Annotated in this window: 18 protein-coding genes; 14 read left to right on the top strand and 4 right to left on the bottom strand. The window is 55.2% G+C overall.

Annotation, left to right across the window (positions count from 1 at the left end):
• Complete coding sequence (locus tag HF931_RS12330; RefSeq protein ID WP_273240334.1) at nucleotides 1-1,242, top strand: CaiB/BaiF CoA transferase family protein; 1,242 nt, start codon at nucleotides 1-3, stop codon at nucleotides 1,240-1,242.
• Nucleotides 1,243-1,428: 186 nt separating this feature from the next.
• Entirely contained in the window at nucleotides 1,429-3,564 is a 2,136-nt protein-coding gene (locus tag HF931_RS12325; protein WP_273240332.1) for a TonB-dependent receptor, read from the top strand.
• Nucleotides 3,565-3,742: 178 nt separating this feature from the next.
• Here HF931_RS12325 and HF931_RS12320 read toward each other — a convergent pair whose 3' ends face one another.
• The 3 genes from HF931_RS12320 to HF931_RS12310 are packed head-to-tail and all read right to left on the bottom strand — an operon-like array spanning nucleotide 3,743 to nucleotide 9,401.
• A complete protein-coding gene (locus HF931_RS12320; protein ID WP_273240331.1) occupies nucleotides 3,743-4,663 on the bottom strand; it encodes a right-handed parallel beta-helix repeat-containing protein in 921 nt (306 codons plus the stop codon).
• A complete protein-coding gene (locus tag HF931_RS12315) occupies nucleotides 4,663-6,102 on the bottom strand; it encodes a peptide MFS transporter (protein WP_273240329.1) in 1,440 nt (479 codons plus the stop codon). Before HF931_RS12315 ends, HF931_RS12320 begins: the two co-directional genes overlap by 1 nt.
• 38 nt (nucleotides 6,103-6,140) lie before the next feature.
• Nucleotides 6,141-9,401, bottom strand: coding sequence for an amidohydrolase family protein (locus HF931_RS12310; RefSeq protein ID WP_273240327.1), 3,261 nt, complete (start codon nucleotides 9,399-9,401; stop codon nucleotides 6,141-6,143).
• A gap of 241 nt (nucleotides 9,402-9,642) precedes the next feature.
• Here HF931_RS12310 and HF931_RS12305 point away from each other — a divergent pair, with 241 nt between their 5' ends.
• Nucleotides 9,643-10,722 carry a PepSY-associated TM helix domain-containing protein gene (locus HF931_RS12305; protein ID WP_273240325.1) on the top strand — a complete coding sequence of 360 codons (1,080 nt, stop codon included), beginning with the start codon at nucleotides 9,643-9,645 and terminating at the stop codon, nucleotides 10,720-10,722.
• Between the two features lie 123 nt (nucleotides 10,723-10,845).
• Nucleotides 10,846-11,832: a LysR substrate-binding domain-containing protein gene (locus HF931_RS12300; RefSeq protein ID WP_273240324.1), complete on the top strand. Its 987-nt coding sequence runs from the start codon at nucleotides 10,846-10,848 to the stop codon at nucleotides 11,830-11,832.
• Here HF931_RS12300 and HF931_RS12295 read toward each other — a convergent pair.
• Entirely contained in the window at nucleotides 11,829-12,980 is a 1,152-nt protein-coding gene (locus HF931_RS12295; protein ID WP_273240322.1) for a serine hydrolase domain-containing protein, read from the bottom strand. The genes HF931_RS12300 and HF931_RS12295 overlap by 4 nt on opposite strands.
• A 205-nt stretch (nucleotides 12,981-13,185) precedes the next feature.
• On the opposite strand from HF931_RS12295, the gene HF931_RS12290 reads away from it, so the two are divergent.
• The 10 genes from HF931_RS12290 (at nucleotide 13,186) to HF931_RS12245 (ending at nucleotide 26,103) form a co-directional block, all read left to right on the top strand.
• Entirely contained in the window at nucleotides 13,186-13,830 is a 645-nt protein-coding gene (locus tag HF931_RS12290) for an FMN-binding negative transcriptional regulator (protein ID WP_272983716.1), read from the top strand.
• 120 nt (nucleotides 13,831-13,950) lie between these two features.
• Entirely contained in the window at nucleotides 13,951-15,324 is a 1,374-nt protein-coding gene (locus HF931_RS12285; RefSeq protein WP_272983715.1) for an aspartate aminotransferase family protein, read from the top strand.
• Between the two features lies 1 nt (nucleotide 15,325).
• Nucleotides 15,326-16,798: an NAD-dependent succinate-semialdehyde dehydrogenase gene (locus HF931_RS12280; protein WP_273240319.1), complete on the top strand. Its 1,473-nt coding sequence runs from the start codon at nucleotides 15,326-15,328 to the stop codon at nucleotides 16,796-16,798.
• A complete protein-coding gene (locus HF931_RS12275) occupies nucleotides 16,798-18,111 on the top strand; it encodes a putative porin (protein WP_273240317.1) in 1,314 nt (437 codons plus the stop codon). The genes HF931_RS12280 and HF931_RS12275 overlap by 1 nt, the downstream gene beginning before the upstream one ends.
• 43 nt (nucleotides 18,112-18,154) lie before the next feature.
• Nucleotides 18,155-19,246 (top strand): alanine dehydrogenase, encoded by a 1,092-nt coding sequence (ald, locus tag HF931_RS12270; RefSeq protein ID WP_273240316.1) that lies wholly within the window; start codon nucleotides 18,155-18,157, stop codon nucleotides 19,244-19,246.
• A gap of 25 nt (nucleotides 19,247-19,271) precedes the next feature.
• Entirely contained in the window at nucleotides 19,272-19,988 is a 717-nt protein-coding gene (locus tag HF931_RS12265) for a hypothetical protein (RefSeq protein ID WP_273240314.1), read from the top strand.
• Nucleotides 19,989-20,119: 131 nt separating this feature from the next.
• Complete coding sequence (locus tag HF931_RS12260; RefSeq protein ID WP_273240312.1) at nucleotides 20,120-21,313, top strand: serine hydrolase domain-containing protein; 1,194 nt, start codon at nucleotides 20,120-20,122, stop codon at nucleotides 21,311-21,313.
• Nucleotides 21,314-21,459: 146 nt separating this feature from the next.
• Nucleotides 21,460-22,005 carry an RNA polymerase sigma factor gene (locus HF931_RS12255; protein WP_273240310.1) on the top strand — a complete coding sequence of 182 codons (546 nt, stop codon included), beginning with the start codon at nucleotides 21,460-21,462 and terminating at the stop codon, nucleotides 22,003-22,005.
• 31 nt (nucleotides 22,006-22,036) lie between these two features.
• Nucleotides 22,037-23,029 (top strand): FecR family protein, encoded by a 993-nt coding sequence (locus HF931_RS12250; RefSeq protein ID WP_273240308.1) that lies wholly within the window; start codon nucleotides 22,037-22,039, stop codon nucleotides 23,027-23,029.
• A gap of 47 nt (nucleotides 23,030-23,076) precedes the next feature.
• Entirely contained in the window at nucleotides 23,077-26,103 is a 3,027-nt protein-coding gene (locus HF931_RS12245) for a TonB-dependent receptor (RefSeq protein WP_273240306.1), read from the top strand.
• The last annotated feature ends 108 nt before the right edge of the window (nucleotides 26,104-26,211 follow it).

The raw sequence follows: 26,211 nt of genomic DNA, 5'->3' as shown, positions 1-26,211 counted from the left end.
ATGGCACAGGCACTCGCGGGTCTTCGTGTGTTGGATCTCAGCCGTGTGCTGGCAGGCCCCTGGGCCACACAGCTCTTGGGTGACCTCGGGGCTGAAATCATAAAGATTGAGCGCCCTGGTCGCGGCGACGACACACGCAGCTGGAGCCCTCCATTCCAGTATGGATCAGACCCAAGCAAGCGCGAAGCTTCCTACTTCTTGAGCGCAAACCGCAACAAGAAATCAGTGTGCGTGGATATCACACGAGTGGAAGGCCAGAATATCATCCGGCAACTGGCAAAGACCAGCGACGTTCTGATCGAGAATTTCAAGACGGGAAGCCTCGCCAAATATGGCCTCGATGCTGAAACTCTCTGCACCGAGAATCCCGGGTTGATCTATTGTTCAATCACCGGCTTCGGACAGACAGGCCCATATGCGAGCCAGCCGGGTTACGATCTGTTGATTCAGGCAATGGGCGGCTTGATGAGCATTACGGGCGTTCCAGACGGAAAGCCGGGGGCCGGTCCGATGAAGGTCGGGGTGGCACTCGTCGATATTCTTACCGGTCTGTACGCCGCCAACGCCGTTCAGGCGGCGTTACGGCATCGTGAAAAAACCGGCGAAGGACAAGCGATCGACATCTCGCTTCTGGACAGCCTTGTCGCTGCCCTGGCCAACCAGTCCCAAGGCTTCCTTGCAACGGCCCAGAGCCCGTCACGTATGGGGAACGCACACCCCAGCATCGCACCCTACGATGTGTTTAAAACCGGCGACGGACACATCGTGCTGGCGGTTGGCAATGACGACCAGTTTGAAGATTTCTGCAACCGCCTCGGCCTCTCAGAGCTATCCAAGGATCCCCGCTTCCGGTCGAACGCCAATCGCGTGCAAAATCGCACGGTTCTCACCGACATTCTGCACAACACATTGCAGACCGCGACGACATCTTACTGGCTAGACACTCTGGACGGATGCAAGGCTCCTGTAGGTCCTGTGAATAGAGTCGGTGACGTATTTGCAGACCCTCATATACAAGCACGCAATACTCGGATTACGCTACCGCACTCCAGTCTGGGCGACGTGTCGGGCGTCGCCTTTCCAGCGCGCCTCAGTCGCACTCCGGCGGAGTATGTATCGGCTGCACCAATTTTAGGCGAACATACCCAAGATGTACTCAAGACTTTACTTGGATACTCAGATGAAGCACTGAGCGCACTCTGCACCGATGGTGTGATCAACACCCCGTCCGAAACAGACTAATCAGCGAGACTCCCCTGTCTGACTGGGTTTCGCAAGACTGTCGGAACCCATTTGTAAGACGTATGCACAACGACCGCACTGGCAGGTGCGCAATTCGCACCATGTGTCTCAATTTTGGCATCTGCCCAATATTCTGTTTGTCCGTCTTACTTCCCTCTAATGTAGCAAAAGCGAGCGGGAGAAGACATGAAACGTAAATATCTTTGGACAACAGGCAGCGCTGTCATCGCTCTGATGCATGCAGCGACTGCGGGGGCCCAGACAACCGAGCCGACAACGGAAGATACCGAACTGGTACAGTCCGCGATTATGGTAACGGCTCAAAAACGGGAACAGCGCCTGATCGATGTGCCGATGGCTATCGAGTCCATTTCTGGTGACGAATTGGACAAGCTGGGCATCGAGAGTGTGCAAGACCTGTCATTCAACGTACCTGGTCTGACCATGAGGGAAGATGGTCCGGGCAGCTACACGATTTTTGTCCGTGGTCTGGCGAACCAATCCGGTTCCGGTGCACTTGTCGGAATGTATATGGACGAAGCCCCTCTATCATTGAGCGGCTATGATCAGTTGAGCCCGGTGGCGCTTGATCTGGAGCGCGTCGAAGTTCTGAAAGGTCCACAAGGCACACTCTACGGACAGGGCGCCGCAGGTGGCGTCATTCGCTTTATCACGGCTGATCCGGTCCTCGACAAGGTCGAAGGAAAAGTCAAAGGCGAGCTGTACACTGTTTCAGAAGGTGAAGTTGGCCAGAAGGCTGAGCTTGTCGTCAATGCGCCGATCGTTGAAGACAAACTGGCAGTTCGTCTCGCTCTTGGTCTCGAAAGTGGCGGCGGCTGGATTGATCAACCTGAAGCCGGCATCGAGGATGGTAACGGCACTGAGCTGCTGAACGCACGCGGTAAAGTCCTCTGGGTTCCAACAGAAAACTTCACCGCCAAGGCAATGGTGCAGATCCAGCGCGCTGAAACCGAGCTGGGTATGGGTTATGAAGAACCAGATCGCACGGTTGATGTGGGGCCAGACCGCAGCAAGGTCATGATCCCCAAGAAGTTCGATTTCGACATCTACAACCTCGAACTTACCTACGACTTTGGCTTTGCGGAATTAACGTCCTCAACAACCCAAATCGATCACGACCACCAATACCCATTCACCTACATCGCGCGTGAAGGGAACTACTCCTACGGATTTGTTGAAGGGAATGATGATCGCTTCGTAAAGGCAGAACAGTTCTCTCAGGAACTGCGCCTTGCTGATGCAGGTGAAAACTTTGCCTGGACGATTGGCGCTTACTACAGCGATGGCGAACGTTCGCTGACGGCCGACTACGAATATGCTTATGCGCCTGGCGGCGATCTGTATGAAGGCGGCGGAGTTCTCTACGACGACCTCTTCTACTATTCTGCCTCAACGTCGGAATCCTATTCCCTGTTCGCAGATGGCGCGTATGATCTGACAGACAGGCTCACGCTTGGTGCTGGCCTTCGCTACTTCCATGACGAGCAAACCAGCCTCATTGAATACGCACCAGGCACCGGTACGGAGCTGTCCGACACATTCCAATCGGTCGATCCGCGCGTGTACATGACCTATGAGTACAATCCGGACGCAACTATCTATGCCAGCGCGGGTTCTGGTTTCAGGAGCGGTGGATTCAACTCTGCGCCGTTCGATCCCTACGGTCCTGAAAACATCCTGACCTATGAAATCGGTACGAAGGGAAGCACAAGTAACCTTCAATACGATGTCGCTGTCTTCTTCACCGAATACAAAGACATGGTACGCCGTCGACTGACCGAAGTGAATGGAGCATTCCTGGGTGAGTCCAGCAATATTGGTAAGGTTGAGGTCAAAGGCGTAGAAGCTGGCGTCGCTTACCAGCCTATGTCCGGTTTGACGCTTTCGGCCAATGCCGCGTATCTCGATAGTGAGATCGTCGAAACTGCCGATACCGACGAAGTAAACCAGGTGGGCGATCCGACCGACTACACGCCGGAATTGAGCTACACGCTCGGCGTGAATTACGACTTTGACATCACACCGGATCACCCGGCATTTGTACGGGTCGACTTCAACCACCGTGACAAGGTCACCTATATCGACCGTTCCAGCTTTTATGAGTCGGCGCTGCCGCAGAGTTCCGATGCCCTGAACCTGCTGAATGCTCGTGCCGGCGTACAGGTTGGGCAGTTCGATCTGGAAGTCTTCGCGACAAACCTCACAGACGAGAACAAGTCGATTGACCCCTATCAGGCATGGGCGAATGCCAACCGCACACGTCCACGGGTGATTGGCGTAAGCGCTGCCTACAATTTCTAGAACGCACAACGTGTACAATCGTTGATAACCGGTCTTCCGGTTATCAACAGCCTACAAGGCATATACTGACCCGGACGAAAATATCGTCCGGGTCTTTTTGTTTTCCCAAAAGAAAACCGCTCCATCAACACGACGGAGCGGTTACTAGTCTAAATTTACACAAGGGCGACGCATCAGATCAAAATTGGCATTCCTCGACGGCATCAATCAGAACCACTCCCTCGCCTTCGACGCCTGTGTCATCCTCATTCCCGCTGATTTCGCTTTCGCAAACAACAATCGTGCTTTCGTCCGCCGCGCGCGCGCCGAATGGAGAATTGTTCAAGATGGCAGAACGCATGGTCGCGATCTGAGCACGGTTTTCTGTGTAGAGACCATCATCCTGATTGCCATCAATCACGCTCTCCACGACCGTTGCGGTCGCGTCTCCATAAGCGGCAACACCCGCAGACTCGCTTCCCACAATTCGACTGCTCTTCATCTCGAAATGTGCGGTCTCTTCCAGCCATATGCCAAGGTGAGAGTTTTCGATTATCAAATCACTTGCCGATACGTGACCAGCTTCCCTGCCTGTAACCGCCATCTTCTCGATGCCTGATATTCGAACACCTTGCAGAGATACCTGACTATCGATGGTGAAGATTCCATGGCCGTCGTAGATATCATCCTCTGGCTCTCCATAGAAGAAATCAGAGATCGCAAGTCCTGAGATTGTGACGTCGGAATCTCGAACAACAATTGCACTTACGGGAAACTCCTTGCGTCCTTGGAGAACAGCCCCAGGACTTGCCCGCAGGGTGAGGTCTTTCCCATCGATCACAAGCGCTCCACGTACCGCCAAGTCCTGAAACGGAACATCTCTGTAGCTGCCAGGCGCGTAGGATCCAGATTGCATGCTGATCACTGCTCCAGGCGGTGCAGCATCTACCGCGCTCTGAAGACCGTCAAAACCAAGATAGTCACAAGCGCCTTCATGAGTTGGATCTGCGCACACATTTATGTCGGCGCTGGATTCCTCCTCAATACGTTCTGGCGCGACGCAGGCTGTCATTGCGATCAAGGCCGCAACTGAAACGGCGCTCAACAAATGGGTAGTCATCAAATACTCTCCTGCTCTGCGGACAGAGCATCACTTGGTTCAGGGTTTGGGTCTTCCAATCGCATTGCACGGGACAGCGCAGGCCGAAGCGCGATAATTAGGACAGCCGCTGCCCCCACAATCGCGGCGTGCATAAGCCAAAATCCCGACGCGGACATTGTTTCGTAGAAGCGCGCCAACCAGCCACTGAACAGACCTCCCACAAAGATCGCCAGGTAGTACGATCCCACCATCATTGAATTGACGGATTCCGGCGCTGCTCGCGAAGTAAGTGCCAATGCGATTGGGCCAACATACAAGAACCCGATTGCGCAGACGAAATGGAAGATGGTCGGCCACAACAACGACACAGCCCCATCTCCTGACATCAAGTCACCAAATCCCAGCAACACGAACGCAGATGCGAACACTGCACAACCGAGGGCGAGCTTCACAAGGTCGCCCGGTTCGGCATTCCGGCGAGACTGAGATCGCCAATACCACAGCACCAGTGGTGCCAGGAGCAAGACGGCCAATGAATCAAGAGACTGGAACCATGTTACCGGCACATCCAGACCAAAAATGTTCCGGTCCACATCGGTTCGCAGCCAGAGCGGATAGGCATTCCAAACCTGGCTTTGCGCAGTCCAATACAGGGATGTCAGCGCAAGCATGAGCAGGATCGACAAAATGACAACGCCATCACCTTTTTGGAGGCGCGGCCGATCTTCGCTTTTCTGAACTGTATCGACGGGCAGATAGGACAATCCGGAAAGGTACACCGCCAGTCCAATCATCATGCCGATGCCGGCCGCACCAAAGCCATAGTGCCAGCCATAGACTTCTCCCAAGGTTCCGCACACGAGGGGGGCAATAAATGCGCCAACATTGATGCTGAACACATAGATCGAATAACCGGAATCCCTGCGCTTGTCGGACTTGTCGTACAATCCGCCAACCTGAGCCGCCAAATTGCCCTTGAGCAGGCCTGATCCGAGTATCAGCGTTGCCAATGCCAACAGAAAGCTCGCTTCGAATGCCATCAGGAAATGACCGAGTGCCATAAGCAACGCACCAAGAAGCACCGCCTTTGTCCGCCCCAGCAATCGGTCGCCGATTAGTCCGCCAAGCACTGGCGCGAAATAGACGAGCCCCACATAAGCTCCGAACACCTGAGAGGCGAGCGCCTGGACACTGAGTGGACCGAAGACCGCTTCAAACATGCCCCGGAAGGGCTCAAATGCCGCAACATTCCCCGAGTTCTCCGGCAGGAACAGATAAGTCGCCATATAGAGGATGAGCAGTGCCTGCATTCCGTAGAACGAAAAGCGTTCCCAGGCTTCGGTGAAGACGATGTAAGCCAGTCCTTTTGGGTGGCCGAAAAACACCGTGTCTCCACCATCCACTCCGCGCGCAGTTCCTGCACCAGTCACTTCGCCGGTGTCGTGCGTATCACTCATACTCTTTTCTCTCTTCATTTGGCGCGATCTATCCGGGCTCAATGATGGCCCCAAGCGGGTTTCCACTGGATGTGGTTGGGCACATCATTCTCTTCCCAATAGAAGGGCATTCGAGGACGATCGTAGTTTCCAACTTCATTCATGCTGTAAGAATCATAAAGGCGTCCGTTCACCATGGTCATGGAAACTGACTCCGTATTGCGAATATCCGTGAGCGGGTTTTCATCCAGAACAATTATGTCAGCGAGCTTTCCGACACGCAGCGATCCGATTTGTTCCTCAAGGCCCAAAGTCTTCGCGCCATTTATGGTACCAGCTTTCAATACATCCAGATTGCTCATCCCGCCTTCGGCGAGAAGCTGAAGCTCCCAATGCATGGCCAGCCCATAGACCTGGCCATGCGAACCGGCATTCACCAGCGCGCCCGCATCATTGAGTTCCTTCATCGAGCGCGCAGCCGCCCTGAACCCGATATCCCAAATCTCTTCAGCGGCCTGCAATCCGGTCATGCCCCGAACATAAGGGGGGGCGCCGACGGGCACGGCCAGGGGGCTGTAAGAGCTTGTCGTGGTCTGGACATAGGTCTCGACGCGCGGATCATTCCACAAGCGAGATGAGGTGAAGAGATAATTTTCTCCCATCAGCTCACCAAACAGGACTATCAATGTCGGCGTATGTGCGACATCCGACGCGGCCATGAGCTGTATGAAGTCATCATACAGCGTCTCGACAGGCACATTGTGTTGCAAATTCATGTTGCCGTCGAGAATGGCCGTTATCCCATTGAAGAAATGGCTCTCGCCCTCAACATCCACCATGATCCCTTTTTCTCGACCGGCCTTGTTCAGCATCTGCCTTTGCTGGCGTTGGATCTGGCGATAACTCTTGATCACTGTTCCGCCCAGGGAGAGCTTTCGATCCATGATCACTTCCGCGTCCTCATAAGAATCGATCGGGATGAACACCGGATCATACTTCCGCTTCCGGCCGTATATGACGCTTCCGACTGCTAAATTGCGTGGCCCTGTCATGTCGCCTGCAAGGGTCATTTCTGACGCAGTGTAGGTTGGCAATTCAGACGTATACGGGTCGTAGTTCGTGGTCACCCCGAAGGACAGCGCCGCATAGCGAGAGGCCTGCTGTTGCGGCAACAGGCCGGCAGATGCGTAGTAACACGTATCCAGATGCCCATGCATATCTACCAAACCCGGCATAAGGGTTTTACCCTCTACATCAACAATGTGGGCGCCCGCTGGAATCTGGATTTCGTCGGCTGGACCGACCGCCGAAATGCGATTGCCGTCCGTGATGATTGTTCCACGCTCGATAATGCCGGCATCGTCCAGCGTGATGATGCGGCCGCCTACCAATGCTGTCATTCCGACGGGGCGGTCGGCCGGAACATGCAAGTTCACTTGTGCGAACAGTTCTGGCTCATTCACTTCGGAAGCGATGGCTGCATGATAAACGTCCGGTCCCAAGGCCCAGTAAACGCCGCTGGAATCATGATCCCAAATGAGTTCGTATCCACCCGCCTGCTCTATCTGAACGCCCTCTTCAGCGTTCAGGATTAATTCTGTCTCATCAGGATCAAACGGGGCGATATGGTAAGTCTGGTAGTGCCTGTAGGCGATCCACTTCAGGTCTGGGCTGAGCTTCAATTCGCTCGTGTCCGAATCCTGGGTTCTCAAATGAATACGATGGTCACCGCCTGCGAACGCGATGCTTTCCAATGTTGTGATCAGCGTCCCATCTTCATATCCGGCTGTCGTGAAGTAGACGCGGGATCCATCTGGCGAGAAGCGTGGATTTGCGCCCGCGATGCCAAGCGGAACCTCCGTCCCGCCTTCTGTCGACATCCAATAAATTCCCGGATCAGCGCGATAACCGCCGAGACAATCATCACCTGACGCAATCTGGAACAGGATCTTGGAGCCATCGGGCGAAAAGACCGGTTCGCGAACAATACCGATGGACTGGAAAAGCGTAACCGGCGGCTCACCATCAGATTTGAGCTTGAGCGCCCCACCCTTCACGTCATTCCATTCGATGTATGCCGTTTTTGAACCATCCGGAGAAAAACTGGCATCCGATTGCGATGCTTTGGTCGGTGAGAGCTGATGAGGCTCTCCTCCAGAAGAAACCGATTGCTGCCAAGTGCGTCCAAGCGCGCCAAACATGAGCGTGTCACCATCGGGCGACAGCGCAAGCCGGGAGATTGCTTTGACCCGGAACTCTTCGGGCGCCAGATCCTGTGAAAACCGGACGGACTCTGTCAGCCTGTGATGCGCTGTAAGGGAGAAGGATATTTCCTCGGCCCGGCCATCTTGGAGGAATATCCGCTTGATTTTTCCTCCGCTCCAAATGGCAATTGATTGTCCGTCAGGAAACCAGGAGAAACGCGGATAGTATGCTCCCTGTCCCAGGAAATCTGCTTGGCCGTCGCGATCAAGTTCATCGAATATGGGAACCTGCTCTCGGGTTTCGAAATCGTAGACAAAGAGCATGGTCTGCTCTTTGACACGCCGCACGAAAGCCATCTTGCTTCCATCGGGAGAAATGGAAGGCGCCAACGCGCCGCCAAAGCCTCCAACAACGGTTTCAGTCTGACTGCTGTTCAACTCAAGTCTTTGAATCGCGAAATTCTTGTGGTTCGCGTCGACATATATGGCTGACGCATGCGGTGGAGTAACCTTCTCCACATAGTAGAGATAATCGCCGTCTGGTGAGTATTCCGCATCGTGTACGTTTTCGCCATTCGCAGGCATCTCGACGACAATTTCGGCCGCGCCGCCGCCGGACGGGTATGCCACCAGTTCGGACGCATGCAGCTTGTCAGCGGTATCGAACATGCGAGCCGCGGCGATAGATTTGCCGTCTGCACTCCAATCCGGATCGACGACAGCCTGTGTTTGCTCAAACGACACCTGAACCCGGTTGCCGCCGTCGAGATCGGCCGTCCAGATATTATCTGTGCCATCTACATCACTTATATAGGCGACCCGGCGACCATCTGGACTGATGACGGGAGAGTGCTGGATTGCGGAGCCACCCAATACGAGGCGCGCCTCTCCACCTTCTGCAGGCATGGAGTAAATGTCGCCGAGCACGTCGAACAGAATGGTTTTGCCAGAGGGGTGCACAGCTACGCTTATCCACGTGCCCTCTTCGAGCGTCAGCGCCACTTCACGATAGGGTTCCCCGGTATCCGTCACGTCCCATTCCTGGGCGCTAGAGATACACGCTGTGCTCAGCGCCAGTCCAAACATGCCGAAGGCGAGTGACGAAAACTTTCTCAATTCCTGCTCCCCATTAGAGTACGACCCATCATGTCGACAGGATGCGAGATCCTGTATGTGTCTTGTAGGCTTTTCCGCACCTGTAACTTGACCACGTGCCGCCAGCATTGGCGAAGGGGCCTAGGATGCACTACTAGGTGTCTTTTCCGCACCACCTCGCTCACGCTTCGCATCTGTCGGATGTCAAAACCTGTTTGCCATACTGACCAAAGGCAATTCGCCGCCGACGGCTGGAGGTCGCATGCAACTCTCGAAACTTCGACTCATTCACAAATGGCTAAGTCTGGTCTTTCTGACCGTATGGATTTTGCAGGCAGCATCCGGCCTGATGATTGCGTTTCGAGCCGACATTGACGATTTCCTGTTAGGACAAAAAGCGACAAAAACCGACAACGCCGCAATCGCGGCGACAATTGACGACATGATCGCAAATGGGGACGACATTTCTTCAGTCTGGTTTTCAGGCGGACGTGATGGCCAGTATGATGCATATCTTGAGCGCGATGGAGACAGCCGCACGGTTCGGATAGATGGCGTCGGCAACAGGGTTCGTGACCGCTCGGATTCCAACTTGTTCTCTGACGGCGCCATTTTCGAAACGGCTACCCAATTCCACAAAACGCTCCTGCTTGGATCGGTGGGCTATACCTTCCTTACCATTTCCGGCCTGCTGTTGGTGTCAAACATCGCGATGGGCCTCACCATCGGATGGTCAAGGCGAAAGCGCCTCACAGCGTTTGCCCAAGCGCCGAATGCACCAAAACCAGCCAGTCTCTCTGGATGGCATTGGCGAGTAGGGTTTTGGGGCGCGTTACCAGCTTCTGTCGTCATTCTGTCGGGAACTGCGCTCGCACAGGCAGATGTGATCGCGAACTGGCTGGGCGTGACACAAAATGCACCGGCGATCACCGACCCGGTCCGAACACCTCATGCCCCTCTTGAACACGTGCTTGATGCGGCCCTGAAGCAATATCCCGGCTCTACGCTGACTGCCGTTTCCCTCCCCTCCGAAAATCGGCCGTGGTATCGGATACGCGTCAATGCGCCCGGAGAGATGCCCCGGCTTTACGGTGCAACGCGCGTTTTCGTAGGCTTGGATGGCAAAGTTCTGCTCGAGCACGATGCGGCCAACAGCGCCGCCAATGAACGAATTACTGAAGCTTTATATCCACTTCACACAGGTCAGATCGGAGGATTGCCGGGCAGGCTCCTCAATTTCGCGACCGGCATCTGGCTGCTTGTGATGATCACTCTCGGAATTCAGCTTTGGCTGGCGCGACGTCGACAGCGTCAATCGAAGTCTGTGCAGGGAGACACCTAAATGATCAGCTCTGAATTCGGGCGCGATGCATCAGCAGCCCAACTGGACTCACCAGAAAACTTGACTTCATCCCAACGACCGCCGTCAATTGCGAATGAGAAGCGTAACAACAAGGAAGCATTCATGGCCGACCGCAAGGGCGACCTACCCGCTCCAGGGCAACAGCCACCTCAGCGCAAAGCTCTACCGCCATTCGAGGGCTTGAGGGCATTTGACGCCATTGCGCGTCTGGGAGGTGTACGCAAAGCCGCCAAATGGCTCGACCGGGACCATGCGGTCCTCAGCCGGCATTTGAGAACGCTCGAGGAATGGGTCGGAATCACTCTCGTTGAACGCGCCCCTACCGGTCTGATCCTGACCGAAGCGGGGAAGGATTATCACAAATCCATCGCCGCCGCACTGGATATGGTCGCGCATGCGACGCTGGATGTATTGAACCAGGGCATTCATCACCAACTGCTTATCTGGAGTACACCCGGATTCGCACAGCAATGGTTGTCGCGTCGCCTCGCGTCGCTGGAGCGCGCAAATCAAGGGGTTGAGATCGAACTCAAGCCATCTGTTAGCGCTCCGGATTTTCTGTCTCATGAGGCAACTGCAGACATCCGCTATTGGGCATCTTATGAAGATCTTGGTGAGCTTCCACCCCATCTGAGAAACCAGGTAGTTGCACAATCTCCGATCATTCCTGTGGCGAGTCCGGAATATCTGGAGAAATCTCCCCCAATTGAAACGCCTGAAGACCTGCTCGAGCATCAGCTCTTGCACGAGAACACGACGGAAACCTGGAAGATATGGCTGGAATCTCTTGGGGTCGATTGCGGCAACGGGCTCAAAGGCCCGCGCCTGTGGCAAGGCAATCTGACAGCAGATGCGTCTCGGCATGGACGCGGAATTGCCCTGACGAACCCACTGCTTTCCGAAAAGCATCTCGCGAGAGGTGATCTGGTCTGGATCGGAAAGGACAATCCTGCCTTCCCGCCCAGACGCGGAGATTACGTGCTTATCGCGCGGCACGATCGGTGGAACGAGCCGAGCCTGCGAAAGTTCAGACAGTGGCTGGCCAATACGATCGCCAAGGACACACCGGAATTCAAACCAGTGCTCTAGCCCAGTGCATCCGCAGCCGCGTTGAAGAAATCATTGTCCAGAATCGCTTCAGCAAACTTCGGCTTTGACCGGCAGCTGAGGACCGTCAGAACAATGTTCCGGGTTGGGTTGATGTAGATGTACTGCCCGAATATGCCGCGGGCGCTATACGCGCCTTCCGAAAAATCCCCATCTCGGCTTGGCACTGGCCACCACATGTAACCATAGTTCAGCGGCGCGTCGCCCGCCATGCGCGGTTCCGTCGCTTCGACGAACCAATTGTCAGGCACAACAGATTCGCCATCAATGACACCGTTGTTCAATGCGAACAGACCGAGGCGCGCATAGTCGTGCAATGTCGCGCAGATTCCACTTCCGGCCACTTCCAGGCCATCAGGCGCTTCAAGCCACCATGCGGCATCTGAATCCATACCAAGTCGCGACCACATTTTTTCCGAACAATAATCTGCCAGCCACTTCCCTGTCGCTGCTTTGACCAACGCACCGACAACATGGGTTTCACCCGTACTGTAGTTCCAGACCTGCCCTGGCTCAGCGATACGTGGCAACGACGCCATGAGATCCATAATTGCACCTGGCTGCTGGGCCACCTGCAAGTCCAGCATGACGCGGCGCTCAGAACCGGGCGTCGTATGGGTATCATCCCATTTCACGCCAGACGTCATTTGAAGCAGGTGCCGGATGGAAACGCCATCATAGCCACTCCCAGACAGTTCCGGCATGTATTTAACAAGCTGGTCGTCCACACTGTCGATGTAGCCATCCTTGATGGCAGTACCGACCAATGTCGTTGAAACGGACTTGGCCATCGACATCGACATCCAGCGCGTGTCAGCGTCAAATCCGCTCTCATGATATTCATGAACGATTTGGCCATCCTTGAGAGCAAGCAAGCCAACGAGGCGATTCCGGGACACATAATCAAACAGATCATAGGTGTCGCCATTTGTCGGGATAGCCAGATCCGTCAGGGTGTTCGCCGTCCGTGGCAGTTCACTTGGCGTGCCGCCAGACTTGATGATCCGCGTTGGAAAAATTTCGTGTGTTCGGGCAAACGTCCTCATCTGGACATCCGGCATCAACTGGCCAGCATATGCCGAAACGACGTCACCCAACTCAGGTGATTGTTGATCATAGGATTGCGTCACAAAATTTCTCCCTGCTGGCATACCGAGTGCAATTGCCACGCGGTCAGTCTGCAAAAAACCTTACAGGTCCTCTGCGCGAGGCTCAGTTGCCAAGGAGTTGCGCTCCGGTGCCCTGCCCGCACCAGTAGAGAGGCATTTCGCGCCTCACATCGTGCGTTCATGACAGGAAAGGTGGTAGGACAAATCAACAAGGAGCGCGACCAGAATGCCGAATGAATCTTCTTCGTGGAACATGTATATTCCCAAAGCCTATCGGTCAGACGACCCTGCTTCGATCATCGACAGATTCCCATTCGGCCAATTGGTCACCAGTCATGAGGGATTTCCCTACGCGACAGCGGTGCCGATGTATCTTGATGTGCAGCCTGATGGCACCACGCAACTCGTCGGACACTTGGCGAGGCATAACCCTCACGCAGGAACGTTGGCCAAGGGGCAACCGGCGCTCGCCATCTTCACCGGACCGAACGCCTATATCTCTGCCAGCTGGTATGAGGAACGCCCGACCGTACCGACGTGGAACTACATAGCTGCGCAGGTTCGCGGTGTGTTGACCCCTGTTGATGATGACGACGAACAACTCAGCATCATGCGAACAACCATTCGCCGCAGCGAGACAGACTCCAGCTCCAACTGGATGATGGAGCACGCTCCAGACGGCAAGGTCGAAACCCTCCTGCCCCATATCAGATCATTCCGTATTGCGATCAGCCAAATGGATGCCGTGACCAAATTAAGCCAGACGCATCCCGTGGGCGATCAGACGCGCGTTGCAGACGCATTGGAAGCACGTGGGAAAGTCGCGGATCTGGAGATCGCGAGATACATGCGTGATCTTCTAGCGAACTAACCAGATGGTGATGTTTCCACCCCTCGGTGCTGAAACCGCACCGGGCCCATCGGTTTAGTCATCTTCTCCCAAATCGGGTGGCGATCCAACATGTGATCAAAGACATGAAAGGGACGCGCAATGGCGATCGTACAACGAAACACGGCACAGTGGCAGGCACTCGATGCCTCGCATCACATCCATCCATTTTGTGATCCGAAATCACTGGCCGAACGCGGTGTGCGTGTCATTACCAGCGCTGACGGCTGCTATGTGACAGACAGTGACAACAATCGCATCCTGGATGGCATGGCCGGTCTATGGTGCGTGAATGTCGGCTATGGTCGTCAGGAACTTGTCGATGTTGCCACCCAGCAAATGGAACAACTGCCGTTCTACAACTCCTTCTTTCAGAGCTCCACGCCGAGCCAGATCGAACTGGCCCAAAAGCTCTCTGAAGTTGCGCCTGGCAATCTGAACCATTTCTTCTTTGCGAATTCCGGGTCTGAAGCAAACGACACAGTAATCCGCATGGCTCGCCACTACTGGCACGTTCGCGGAAAGCCAAAGAAATACGCCTTCATCGGTCGAAACCTCGGCTATCATGGCAGCACACTGGCGGCGACGAGCCTCGGCGGCATGAAGCACATGCATGATATGGGCTCGTCCACGCTTCCCGGCTTTGAGCATATCATGGAGCCCCACTGGTATGCTCACGGAGGGAATATGACCCCGGAGGAGTTCGGACTGCGCGCAGCACAAGCGCTTGAAGACAAGATCCTTGAGGTCGGTGCGGACAACATCGCCGCCTTCATCGGAGAACCTATCCAGGGTGCGGGCGGCGTCATCGATCCACCATCGACCTACTGGCCCGAGATTCAGCGCATCTGCCGCAAGCATGACATCCTGCTTGTATGTGACGAAGTCATCTGTGGCTTTGGGCGTCTGGGCGAATGGTTCGGATGTCAGTATTATGGCGTACAGCCTGACATCATGCCGATGGCGAAGGGTATGTCCTCAGGATACCTCCCTATTTCGGCTGTGGCCTTCAGCGACGAGATTTTTGAAACCCTCAATGAAGGCGGCCCGATCTCGCACGGCTATACTTATTCCGGGCATCCGGTCTCCTGCGCAGTTGCGCATGCGAACATCAACATCATTGAGCGTGAAGGCCTTGTTGAACGTGTCAAGGAAGACGTTGGCCCTTACTTGCACGAGCGCCTGCAGGAACTTGCTGCAAAACATAAGATTATTGGCGAAGTCCGCGGCACAGGCTTGATTGCAGGCCTGCAACTCGTGAAGTCTCAGGAAGGCCGCGAACCGTTTACGGCCGAAGACAACGCCGCCAATATTTGCCGCGATGCTTGCCTCGACAAGGGTCTGATCATGCGCGCGGTTGGTCAGTCGATGGTGATCTGTCCACCTCTCACGATCTCTCGTGAACAGATTGACGATATGATCCGTATGGCATCAGAAGGCTTGGCCGAAACGTCTGCTCAGTTCGGAATTTCCTGACATGTCGGTCGATCTCGCACCTCCCTTGCCACAGACTGTTTCCTCCAACGCTCTGCTGAAACGCATTCTGAATGAGACGCGGCTTGAACCAGTCGAGAACACATTCGATGTGCTCAACCCGGCCGACGGTTCTATTGTCGCCCAGCTGCCGGATCTTGGTGCAGCAGAGACCGAACTGGCCGTTGAATACGCGCGGCAGGCTCAACCAGATTGGGCATCCCGGACGGCGAAGGAACGCGGAGAAATTCTTCGCCGGTGGCATGACCTGATCCTGTCTAACGAACGGGAGTTAGGGGAAATCCTAACTCTCGAACAGGGGAAACCGCTTGCTGAGGCGCGCCGTGAGATCACCTTCAATGCGGGCTATATCGACTGGTTCGCCGAAGAAGCCAAACGCGCCTATGGCGATGTCATTCCGACCAGCGCCTCTAATCGCAGGCAAGTCGTCCTTAAACAGCCGATTGGTATCGTCGGCGCGATCACACCCTGGAACTTCCCCAGTGGAATGATTACGCGCAAGGCCGCACCGGCTCTGGCAGCAGGCTGCGTAATAATCCTGAAGCCCTCCGATGAAACGCCTCTGTCCGCTCTGGCGCTCGAGTGCCTCGCGCGAGACGCGGGCTTCCCGGAAGGGGTCTTTCAAGCGATCCCGTCAAAAGACCCAGCACCGGTTGCAAACGTGCTGACGAGTCACCCACTTGTTCGGAAAGTCTCTTTCACGGGATCAACGCGTGTGGGCAAGCTGCTGATGCGGCAGAGCGCCGATACCATGAAACGCCTGTCTCTGGAGCTTGGAGGAAACGCGCCCTTCATCGTGTTCGAAGACGCCGATATCGATGCCGCTGTCGCCGGCGCCATGGTTGCCAAGTTTCGCAACGCCGGGCAAACTTGCATTTGCGCAAACCGAATTCTTCTGCATACGGCAATTCAGGACGAGTTCCTGTCCAAATTCGTCGCGGCTGCCGATGCCATGAATGTGACCGATGGATTCGATTCTTCTTGCGCAATGGGCCCGATGATCAACTCGGCTGCCAAGAACAAGGTGGCGGCCTTGGTGGGCGACGCACTTGCGAAAGGCGCAAAGCGCGCGACGAGCCGGCTGCCGGATAGTGACGGGACATTTTTTCCGCCTACCATCCTGACTGGCGTGTCCGGTGATATGGATATCTCCCACACAGAGATATTCGGTCCGGTCGCACCTGTATTCACTTTTGATACGGATGCAGAAGCCATCGCCTTGGCAAACGACACGCCCTACGGCTTGGCTTCCTATTTCTGGACTCGGGACTATTCACGCGCCTGGCGCGTGTCTGAGCAATTGGAAGCCGGGATGATTGGCCTCAATGATGTGGCAATTTCCGGCGACTCCACACCGTTCGGCGGCATCAAGGAGTCAGGTGTAGGCCGAGAGGGCTCCCGCTACGGTCTCGACGACTATCTGGAAATCAAATATGTCGCGATGGGAGGGATCTGATGATCCGGCCTCCCGTGTCTTTCTCCGCGCAAAATCTGAGATGGGCGTCTGTTGCTCTGACTACGCTCATTCTCACGGGACATTTGCCGGCATCCAGTGAAGCACAGGGTGACGACGACACAGCCGCGATCATTGCTGAACTCCAGGAGATAATTCGGGAACAAGATGCACGACTGGCCAGGTTGGAAGCTCAGATCGCACAATCGCGGCCACGCGATGCATCACCAGTCATCCAGCCCTTGGCTAATCCCGCTACCGCCCCAAACAACCTCCCGCTCAAGCCTGCTCCGCAAAGCACCTCCAAACTAAGCATCAATGGAGACCTTCGGCTCCGTTACGAGTACAACACGTCCGATGGCGACGCCCGCACGGACTCTCGCGGTGTGGCGCGAGGGCGTGTAGCAGCAATCTATACAGCAAACCCAACACTCGAATTCGGCGCCAGGCTCGTCACCGGCGATCCGGATGATCCAAACTCCGCAGACGTATCTCTTTCCAATTTCAACGATGATTTGCAGGTCAGCCTGGACCAGATCTACGCGCGGAAAGTCTATGGCGCTCTTACGCTGACGGGCGGCAAGTTCTCGAACCCCTTTCGCCGCACTGACCTTGTCTGGGACGGCGATGTGAATCCACAAGGGATCGCTGGCCAATATGATTTCGTTGGTACAGAGACCAACACCATCACAGGCCGCGCCCTCTTCTTCTCGATAGAAAGATCCGTTGCGGCTGCTGACAGTACGGCATCAGGCCTCCAATTGACCCTTGACCAACAGTTTGGTGCGGGCTGGAGCATGGGCTTGGCGACCGGCTACTATGATTACGAGATCGAGGCCACTGATACGGCGAACACAGGCGACACGCGCACCAACAGGCTCGACGGCGCTGGAGCCTATGTCTCTGACTATGACCTGCTCAATCTGATCGCCTCGATTACATATGACGGCCTTGGAGATCGTTGGCCTCTTCAACTCCAGGCCGATTATGTTCAGAATACCGGAGCCGACGACTTCGACACGGGCTATAATGTGTCAGCGGCGCTTGGCCAATCTGCTGAAACCGGTGACTACCGCTTCAGTTATGGATATCATCAGGCGGAGGCCGATGCAGTCTTCGCGGCGTTTGCTCAAGACAACATATCATATGGCAGCAACTATCTTCAGCACGCGGTGACCGCCTCTTACGTTCTGAACGATCACCTTACCCTGGATGCGGCGTTTTATGCATTCCGCGTCAAAGACATAGAACTGCTCCCACTGTCGACAGAAGATTGGCAGCAACGCCTGCGCCTGAATCTGATCGCCCGCTTCTAACCTGCTTTTTATCAACCGGCTGTTACTTCAAAGGATAGTTGAATTGCGTATTGGTACCCCGAAAGAACTCAAGAACCGCGAATACCGTGTGGGGCTAACCCCGCAAGGCGCTCAGGAACTCATCCGTTCAGGACACTCAGTCTTTGTTGAAACTGGCGCTGGTGCGACTGTCGGATTTTCCGATGAGATATACGAATCCGTCGGCTGCACAATTTCTGCGTCTGCTGACGAATTGTTCGAAAACTCTGACATGATCATCAAGGTCAAGGAGCCACAGCCGGTCGAGATTGCCCGTCTGGAGCCTCGCCACACGCTGTTCACCTATCTTCACCTCGCTCCGGACCCGGAACAAACGCTGGGCCTTCTAAATTCTGGTGCAACTTGTATCGCATATGAGACCGTGACTGACCGGTTTGGTCGTTTGCCTCTCCTTACTCCGATGAGCGAAGTGGCCGGTAGATTGTCCATCCAAGCCGGCGCCAAGTATCTCGAAATCTCGAATGGCGGCTCCGGGACTCTTCTTGGGGGCGTCACTGGTGTTGCACCCGGCAATGTTCTTGTCATTGGTGGCGGAGTCGCGGGGCGGAACGCGGCTGAAATGGCCGTCGGCCTCGGAGCGAATGTCACAATTCTGGATCGCTCGCTCGATCGGCTCCGCGAACTCGACATCATCTTTGGTAGCCGCGCCCGCTGCCTCTATTCAACCTCTGCGGCGATTGAGACAGCTCTGCAGACTGCAGACCTCGTGGTCGGCGCGGTGCTGCTTCCAGGCTCCGAAGCCCCGAAAGTGGTTTCAGCAGAACAAATTGCCATGATGAAACCCGGTTCGGTTGTTGTCGACATCGCCATCGACCAAGGCGGCTGTTTCGAAACCAGTCGTCCCACAACCCATGATGATCCGGTTTATGAAATTGGTGGTGTCATTCACTACTGTGTGACGAATATGCCAGCCGCGGTCGCGCGCACATCAACCATCGCCCTGTCCAATGCCACACTGCCGTTTGCCATGGCACTTGCCAACAAAGGTACAGCGGAAGCAATTGCATCTGACCCTCACCTTGCGGGCGGTGTAAATGTGGCAGACGGAAAAATTGTTCATCCCGAAATCGTCGCAGCGATGACCGGGAAAATCTGAAACACTATATGAGGGAACACAGGACATGCGATCTGCATTGACTGCCGCAGCAATAGCAACCAGCGTCGCCCCCGTCGCTGAAGCGCAATCCCGCTCGGTCTTCGGTGAAGCGCGCATGTCCTCCTCTCTTCATGACCGCGGCGAACAACTCAGTGCAGAAACGCTTGAGCTTCTGCTGGGACTGGAGCAGTCCACCGCATTCGGCGCGGTCTACACGTCCATTTACCGCATCGAACCTATTGGCCCCACAGCAGGCGCCTTCGCATCTGAAACCGACTATTCGATCGGCGTCATCGTCGAAGAAGACACCTTCTCGGCAGACCTCTCCGCAAACTGGCTCACTTATCCAGGCAGTGAGGACGATTCGACACTGGAGTTGGCACTATCGATAGATATTGTTGGCACCTTATCTCCAAACCTTTCAGCGTTCTATGATGCGCACACCAGTGACAAGGGATTTGAAGTGTCAGCAGGCCCCTCCATTGAAATGGGAGCCTGGACGACCAATTTGCGCGGCCGCGCGGGATTGGTCTCGATAGGAGATGGTTCCCCGAACCGCTCCTATGCAGGAATCGAAGTATCAAGCAGCCGCGCTGTTGCAGACAATTGGGAGTTCGGCGTGCACGCATCCATTGATGCCGCAAACCGGGAAACGTTTTCAGCGAGTATCAGGCAAGGCGAAATCGTTTCGTTCGAACACCAAGGCGTTTCGGCCGGAATCTCACTCTCCTACACAAACTGAGCGGCTACACTGCCGGAGCGTCCATTGCCCTCTCTGGTGCCTGACGGACACCATGCAATGCGCTATTGTCCTCTTTCCAAACAAATTTCTTGTGCCGCACTATAAGCAAATTGAAGCAGAGGACGGTATCGATGAAGAAAGTGTGGATGGGCGCGGGGGCACTGATCATCGCAGGCGTCATCGGCTGGTGGATGATTGGGTCTGATTGGCGGCGTCTGGCCACGAATCTACCAACAGACAAAAACATGCTGTTCTGGACCGTAGACCAGCGCGATGCAGCTTTCCGCATGCTGGATCGGCTCCCCTTCCTTGTGAAGGCGAGGCCAATCGAGGCAGGATCATCAGTCCGCGCACTGGAGACGGGAGCCCCCCTCAATCTCGATTTTGACATCGACGCCTATGTAGAAGAACAACGTCACTCAGCTGTCGTAATTCTGCACGACGGAAAAGTTCGTTACGAGAAATACAATCTGGGCTTCACGGACTCCGGCCGCTGGACCAGCCACTCTGTGGCCAAATCCATTACCTCCACGCTGGTCGGCGCCGCTATCCGTGACGGATACATTCAAAGCCTGAATGACCCGGTTTCCAACTATATCGGCGGCCTCAAGGGGTCCGCTTATGATGATGTCACTGTGGAGCAATTGTTGACCATGACATCGGGGGTCGCATGGAATGAAGACTACGACGATCCGAATTCAGATGTCGCAAAATTTGGAACGCATGAATCGAGTGACGGTCTCCCTGCTCTGGTAAGCTATATGAGCCAGCTCCCACGTGCTCATGCGGCAGGAGACGTGTGGAACTATTCAACCGGCGAAACCAATCTGATTGGCATTCTCGTCTCGGAGGCGACCGGAAAGCCGCTCGCCACATACCTGTCTGAAAAGATCTGGGCGCCCTATGGGATGCAGCAAGATGCCTCATGGTTGCTTAGCCCGGATGGTCAGGAAATCAGCGGGTGCTGCATTCAGGCCGCCACAAGAGACTTTGCGCGGTTTGGCCAGTTCATTCTGGAGAATGGCACAATCGACGGCGTCTCTGTTGTGCCAGAAGATTGGCTTGCCTCTGCCACGACATCCCGCGTTGCTACCGGCTATGACGGCGTGGCATATGGATATCAATGGTGGGTGTACGGAGAGGATGCCTTCGCTGCCATCGGGATCTTTGGCCAGGGAATATACATCGATCGGAAGCGCAAACTGGTCGTTGCATCAAACTCGAACTGGACGACGGCATTGGGCGGCAAGGACGGCGAAAACCTCAGACGCCACCAATTCTACATGGACATCACGCGCGCGATTGATGCCGAGCCGCCACGTTAGATTGCCCCCTTTGGGCTCCTGAGGCGCTTGTCCTTTCAGACAATGAGACCTCGACGTGTTTCCGACGCGATTAATTTTGGGGGGATTCTTCAAGCTACAGCGTTGTGTAAGTAGAGAGCTGAACCGTCTGTGAGTAAAATCCCGTCATGTATATGCCGAAAAGCAACGGTTCCGCGACGCAGTTTCACCCGGATTTCGTCAAGCGACTGATGCGCTATGTCCGTCGCAAATGCGGCGCACAGGCGGACGCGGACGACATATTACAGGAAACATTCTCCCGCGTTCTGACCCGTATGGCGGATGGTGGACTGTCCGCCGAGGAGCATGAACCCTATGCCTTCAGAGTCGCTTCAAATCTCATTATTGATGGTCACCGACGTAACCGCAGGGAGTATGTCGACTTACCGGAAGCCCTGTCATCTGACTCGCCAGGGCTCGAACGGATTACCGAAGCCAAGCGCGAACTGTCTGCCACGATGGAGGTTATCGATGCGATGCCGAAGCTGCGCCGGCAAGTGTTCATCATGGCCCGCGTCGAAGGCCATAGTCATGTCGAAATCTCCCAGAGCCTGGGCGTAAGCCGCAAAGCAATAGAAAAGCACATGTCACGCGCGCTGGCAGATCTTGTGAAGGCGCGGCGGAAGTGGCGGGGAGAAACCGAACGAACCGGGGAGGTCCACGCTCTTGGATAATGAGAACAATAAAAAGAACAATGGTTTGATTATGGACGACGATTTCGACACGGCGATGGATTGGGCTGCAAGATTGGCTCTTGGTGAGCTCAGCGTGCCTGATAGGCAGGCGCTGTCTGCATGGCTGAACAGTCGTCCAGATCGTCAGGCCCTGATGGATGAAGCCGCCACCGCGTGGTCGGCGCCATCTGTCGAACTGGCTGCGAACATTGCGGCGCAGACGATCGAAAGACAGGATCGGTCATCGCCGAGGGAGCCTTCGTCGCGAGGGCTGTCAGCTTGGTGGAATCGAGCCCTCCCCATTGCCTCCATCGCGGGGGGAGCAGCGGTGGCTGCAGCGCTGGCTCTGGCATTCTACGTGCCAAGCCTCTCCGGAACGGACCCTTCCACAGAACAGCTGGTCGTCGAAGCGCCCCAGAGTGAAGACGTTCAAGAACAACTCGCTGACGGAAGCCTGATGCATCTGGCCCGCTCAAGCCGCGCGACCTTCAGCCAAAACCAGACTGAGCGGCGGGTAACTCTGGCGGCGGGTGAAGCTGTATTCGATGTCGCCACAGACCCCCAGCGTCCGTTCATCGTCGCTGCGGGTGACGCGAAGATCCGCGTGGTTGGCACATCATTCAATGTAAGCCGCTGGGATCAGGGCGTTCGTGTCACGGTATTCGAAGGAAAAGTCGAATTTGGCGACGGAAATGGCACGAATTCTGTCGACCTCGTCGGGGGGCAAGGCGCCCTGCTCCTTGCCGGAGACACTCTGACAACCTATGCGTTCAACCCGGATGAGTATGTGGATTGGCGCTCTGGTTGGGTTGATGCAACGGATATGACACTGAGTGAAATCATCGCGAAGCTGGATCGTTACTCGAACACCACAATACTGCTGAAAAACCCGGATTTGGGACAGTCTCTTGTCAGTGGACGATTTAAACTGTCACAATCCAGCGCCACACTTGAGACGCTCGCGTTGCTTTATGAGTTGAATATTGAACACCAGTCAGGTCGAGTCGTGCTGTCCCAAGACTAGCACATCGCACGCAGCATTGACCGGCGCGGTGATTAGGTGGCCTGGTCGTGCATTTCACGCGTGCGTTTCTAGCTGGCGCAGCTTGCCTGATCGCCATGCACGCCAATGCGCAGGACAATGATGCGTACGATATCGCGATTTCTGCAGGGCCCCTCCAATCCGCTCTGACATCACTGTCGGAGCAAATCGAATTGCCAATTCTCGCTCGGTCTGCCGACTTGGCCGAACTGACAGTCCCGCAACTGGAGGGGAAGTACTCCGCGGAGGAGGCACTCCGAAAATTGCTCGCCAGCTCCAATCTTGAGTTCAGGAAGGTTGGCGATGGGTTCGCAGTGGTCAAATCAGCCACCGCACCAAGAGATTCAACCAAAGACATTCCCGCCGCCAAGAGGCCACGCGACGGAACTCTCAGACCGCCTGAAACAGACCCAGCACCTTTGCTCAACCGTCCCGTCATCGTAACGGGATATCGCAGCGCAAATAGCGCAAGCCTTTGGGACAAGCGGCGCGCCCGAACGATTGTCGACGGCCTCAATCAGGATACAATCACGATGCTGCCCGACTTGGCCGTGTCGGACATTGCGCGTCGCATCCCCGGCGTGTCAGCCATCCCGGAATATGGGACAGCCACGACGCGACAGATTGAGAGCCGACAAAGCGTGGTCATTCGCGGCCTCGATGCGAACTACATTCAAACGACCATAGATGACCTTCCGTTCGCGACCGCAAGCGAAGACAACCGCGCCCCCAATTTGAGCCTGGTGCCCCCCACGGCAATCCGCCGGGTCGAGGCACTGAAAGTGCTGACAGCATCGGACGACCCCCACGGGCTGACAGGTCGGCTCAATCTGAAAACAGCATCCGCGTTTGATTTTGATGAACCGCGCTGGGCTGTAAGAGCCTCTCTGGGAAAGAACTCCACATCTGGAAATGGATTGGATGATCAGGGGCTCAATCGCCGTATCGACGGCCTTCTCACCAGAACCTTTGGCGCGACAGATGCGATAGGACTGTCTGCAGCCGCATCATATGAACGTTTCTATTCGACCAGTTTCGACGAACGGCCCGGCGGTCAGGCAGATACATACTTGTTCTATTCGCCTGATCCAGATGAACCGACACCTGTCCAATACTTCGCCGCATCCAATGGATACCCGGCTCCAGGACGCAATCAGCTCTATCTGTTTGAAAGCAGTCAGGCGCGAGGGTCCGGGCTTCTCAAGCTGGAGTATGCGCCCGGCAGTTCAACCTATTTCTCACTTCTCGGTGGCGCATTTTGGCAAGAGGAGGAAGAGACCCGAAACGAACACCTGGTGGTTGTGGACAAAGATCAGCGTCCACTCGAGCAGACTGCAAGTTCAGGCGTCTGGACGAACGGCACGGTTGAAAGCGGATATGTCTACCAACCGGAAACAACCGTCACCGGATTATTGGCGGCTCACTTTAATCACCAACTATCTCGCCAAAGCTCAATCTCTATCGCAGGAACCGTATCGCGTTCCGATGTCGATGTGACGCGCAACATGTCGAAGTTCATTCGCGGCGCGACCCTGGGCGATACGGTTCGTAACGATCAGTTTGCCTATCAAGTTACAGCATCTGGCGTGGTGCTCGATTTTCTTGAGCCTGACGCCATCAATGATCCATCCACCTATACTTCATCCTATGTCCGCGCGCGCGACCAGGATATCCAACAAGATCTGGCGCACTTTACCGGCCGATACCGATTTGAACCTGACGATCACCCTATTGGGCTCGAGACCGGACTATCACTCACGGTTCAAGAGCGCGAGTTCGACCGGACCTATTTCGAAGGCGATGTGTTCGATACCACGAATTGCGTGGCTGCCGATATCCGTGACTGCCCCTTGGCGACATTCTCAAACTTTGTGGAAATGACGCGATTTTCCACAACAGATCCGGATGTCGACTTTCTTCTTGTGGATGATCAAACCGTTCGTCAGGCTTGGCTGGCGCAAGGAATGCCCCTCACAGTCGACCGGACCGCTAATTCACTGGATACCGATTACGAGCTGTTCGAAACGCTCTTCGGCGCTTATGCGAAACTGACCTATCAGCAAGGCACTGTCTATGCAGAGGCCGGGGTGCGATATGATCTGGCCGACGCAGAGATTGACCTCTTCCTGCGCGATGTGCGCCTTGATGGCGAGACGGATTCAGACCAATTCGTTCCGGCAACGCGTGCCTCCAGTTATCAAGACGTGCTGCCCTCTGCCCTTATCAAGATTGACGCAACGCCCGACATTCAGGTCCGGGCGGCCTATTCGCGGACAATCGGCCGCCCGAATGTGAAGGACCTCACAAGCAAGGAAGAAATCGGTATTCCGGAAAATGGTCTGGTGACCATCAAGCGCGGAAATCCGGATTTAACGCCACTCGCTTCTGACAATTTTGACCTGGCACTGGATTGGTATTTCGACGGCGGAGACAGTGCCATATCGGCGGCGGCGTTTTACAAGAATGTTGATGATCTGATCTTTCTCCAGACAACCCGCATTGACGATTACGAACTGGATGGAGAAAACTTCTCCGTGTCGATTGTGCAGCCGACCAACGCCAATTCTGCATCGCTCTACGGCCTTGAACTGTCAGCTACAAAAGATTTCAGTGACATGCTGCCCACTCCCTTTGATGGACTATCCCTCAAAGGCAACCTCACATGGATCGGCAGTGAATTGACCTTTCTGGATGCTCAGGGAGATTCCCGCGATACAGGAGGATGGGTGAACCAGCCGGAGTTTATCTTCAACGGTCAAGTCGCCTATGAATCGGGTCCCTTGGGGGTGAATGTCGCGTACAATCACGTCAGTGAATATTTATCCAACGTCCTCTCAGACACAGGTGATCTGCACGATACCTATGCGCAACCCCGAGGCGTTCTCGATTTTCAGGTTCGGTACGATTTCAACGATCACCTCACACTGATCGCCGAGGCAGAAAACGTGACTTCAGAAGACATCGTCTTTCACCGCCGATTTCCGTTTGGAGACTTGCTGGCCACACGTGTCGAACGCGGGCGAGTTCTATGGCTCGGGTTTAGACTACAGAATTAATTCTTATACTTTTCAAACCTCTGACGGGCGTCGCAAAAGCTTTGCAAAATTCCGTGTCGGGCTGATCATCTCTTCTCCGTTGTCTGTTTTGTAGCGCCCCTCGGCGTT

The organism is Hyphomonas atlantica corrig., assembly GCF_017795365.1.
Lineage (GTDB): Bacteria > Pseudomonadota > Alphaproteobacteria > Caulobacterales > Hyphomonadaceae > Hyphomonas > Hyphomonas atlantica.
This window is presented reverse-complemented; position numbering and strand designations above follow the sequence as displayed.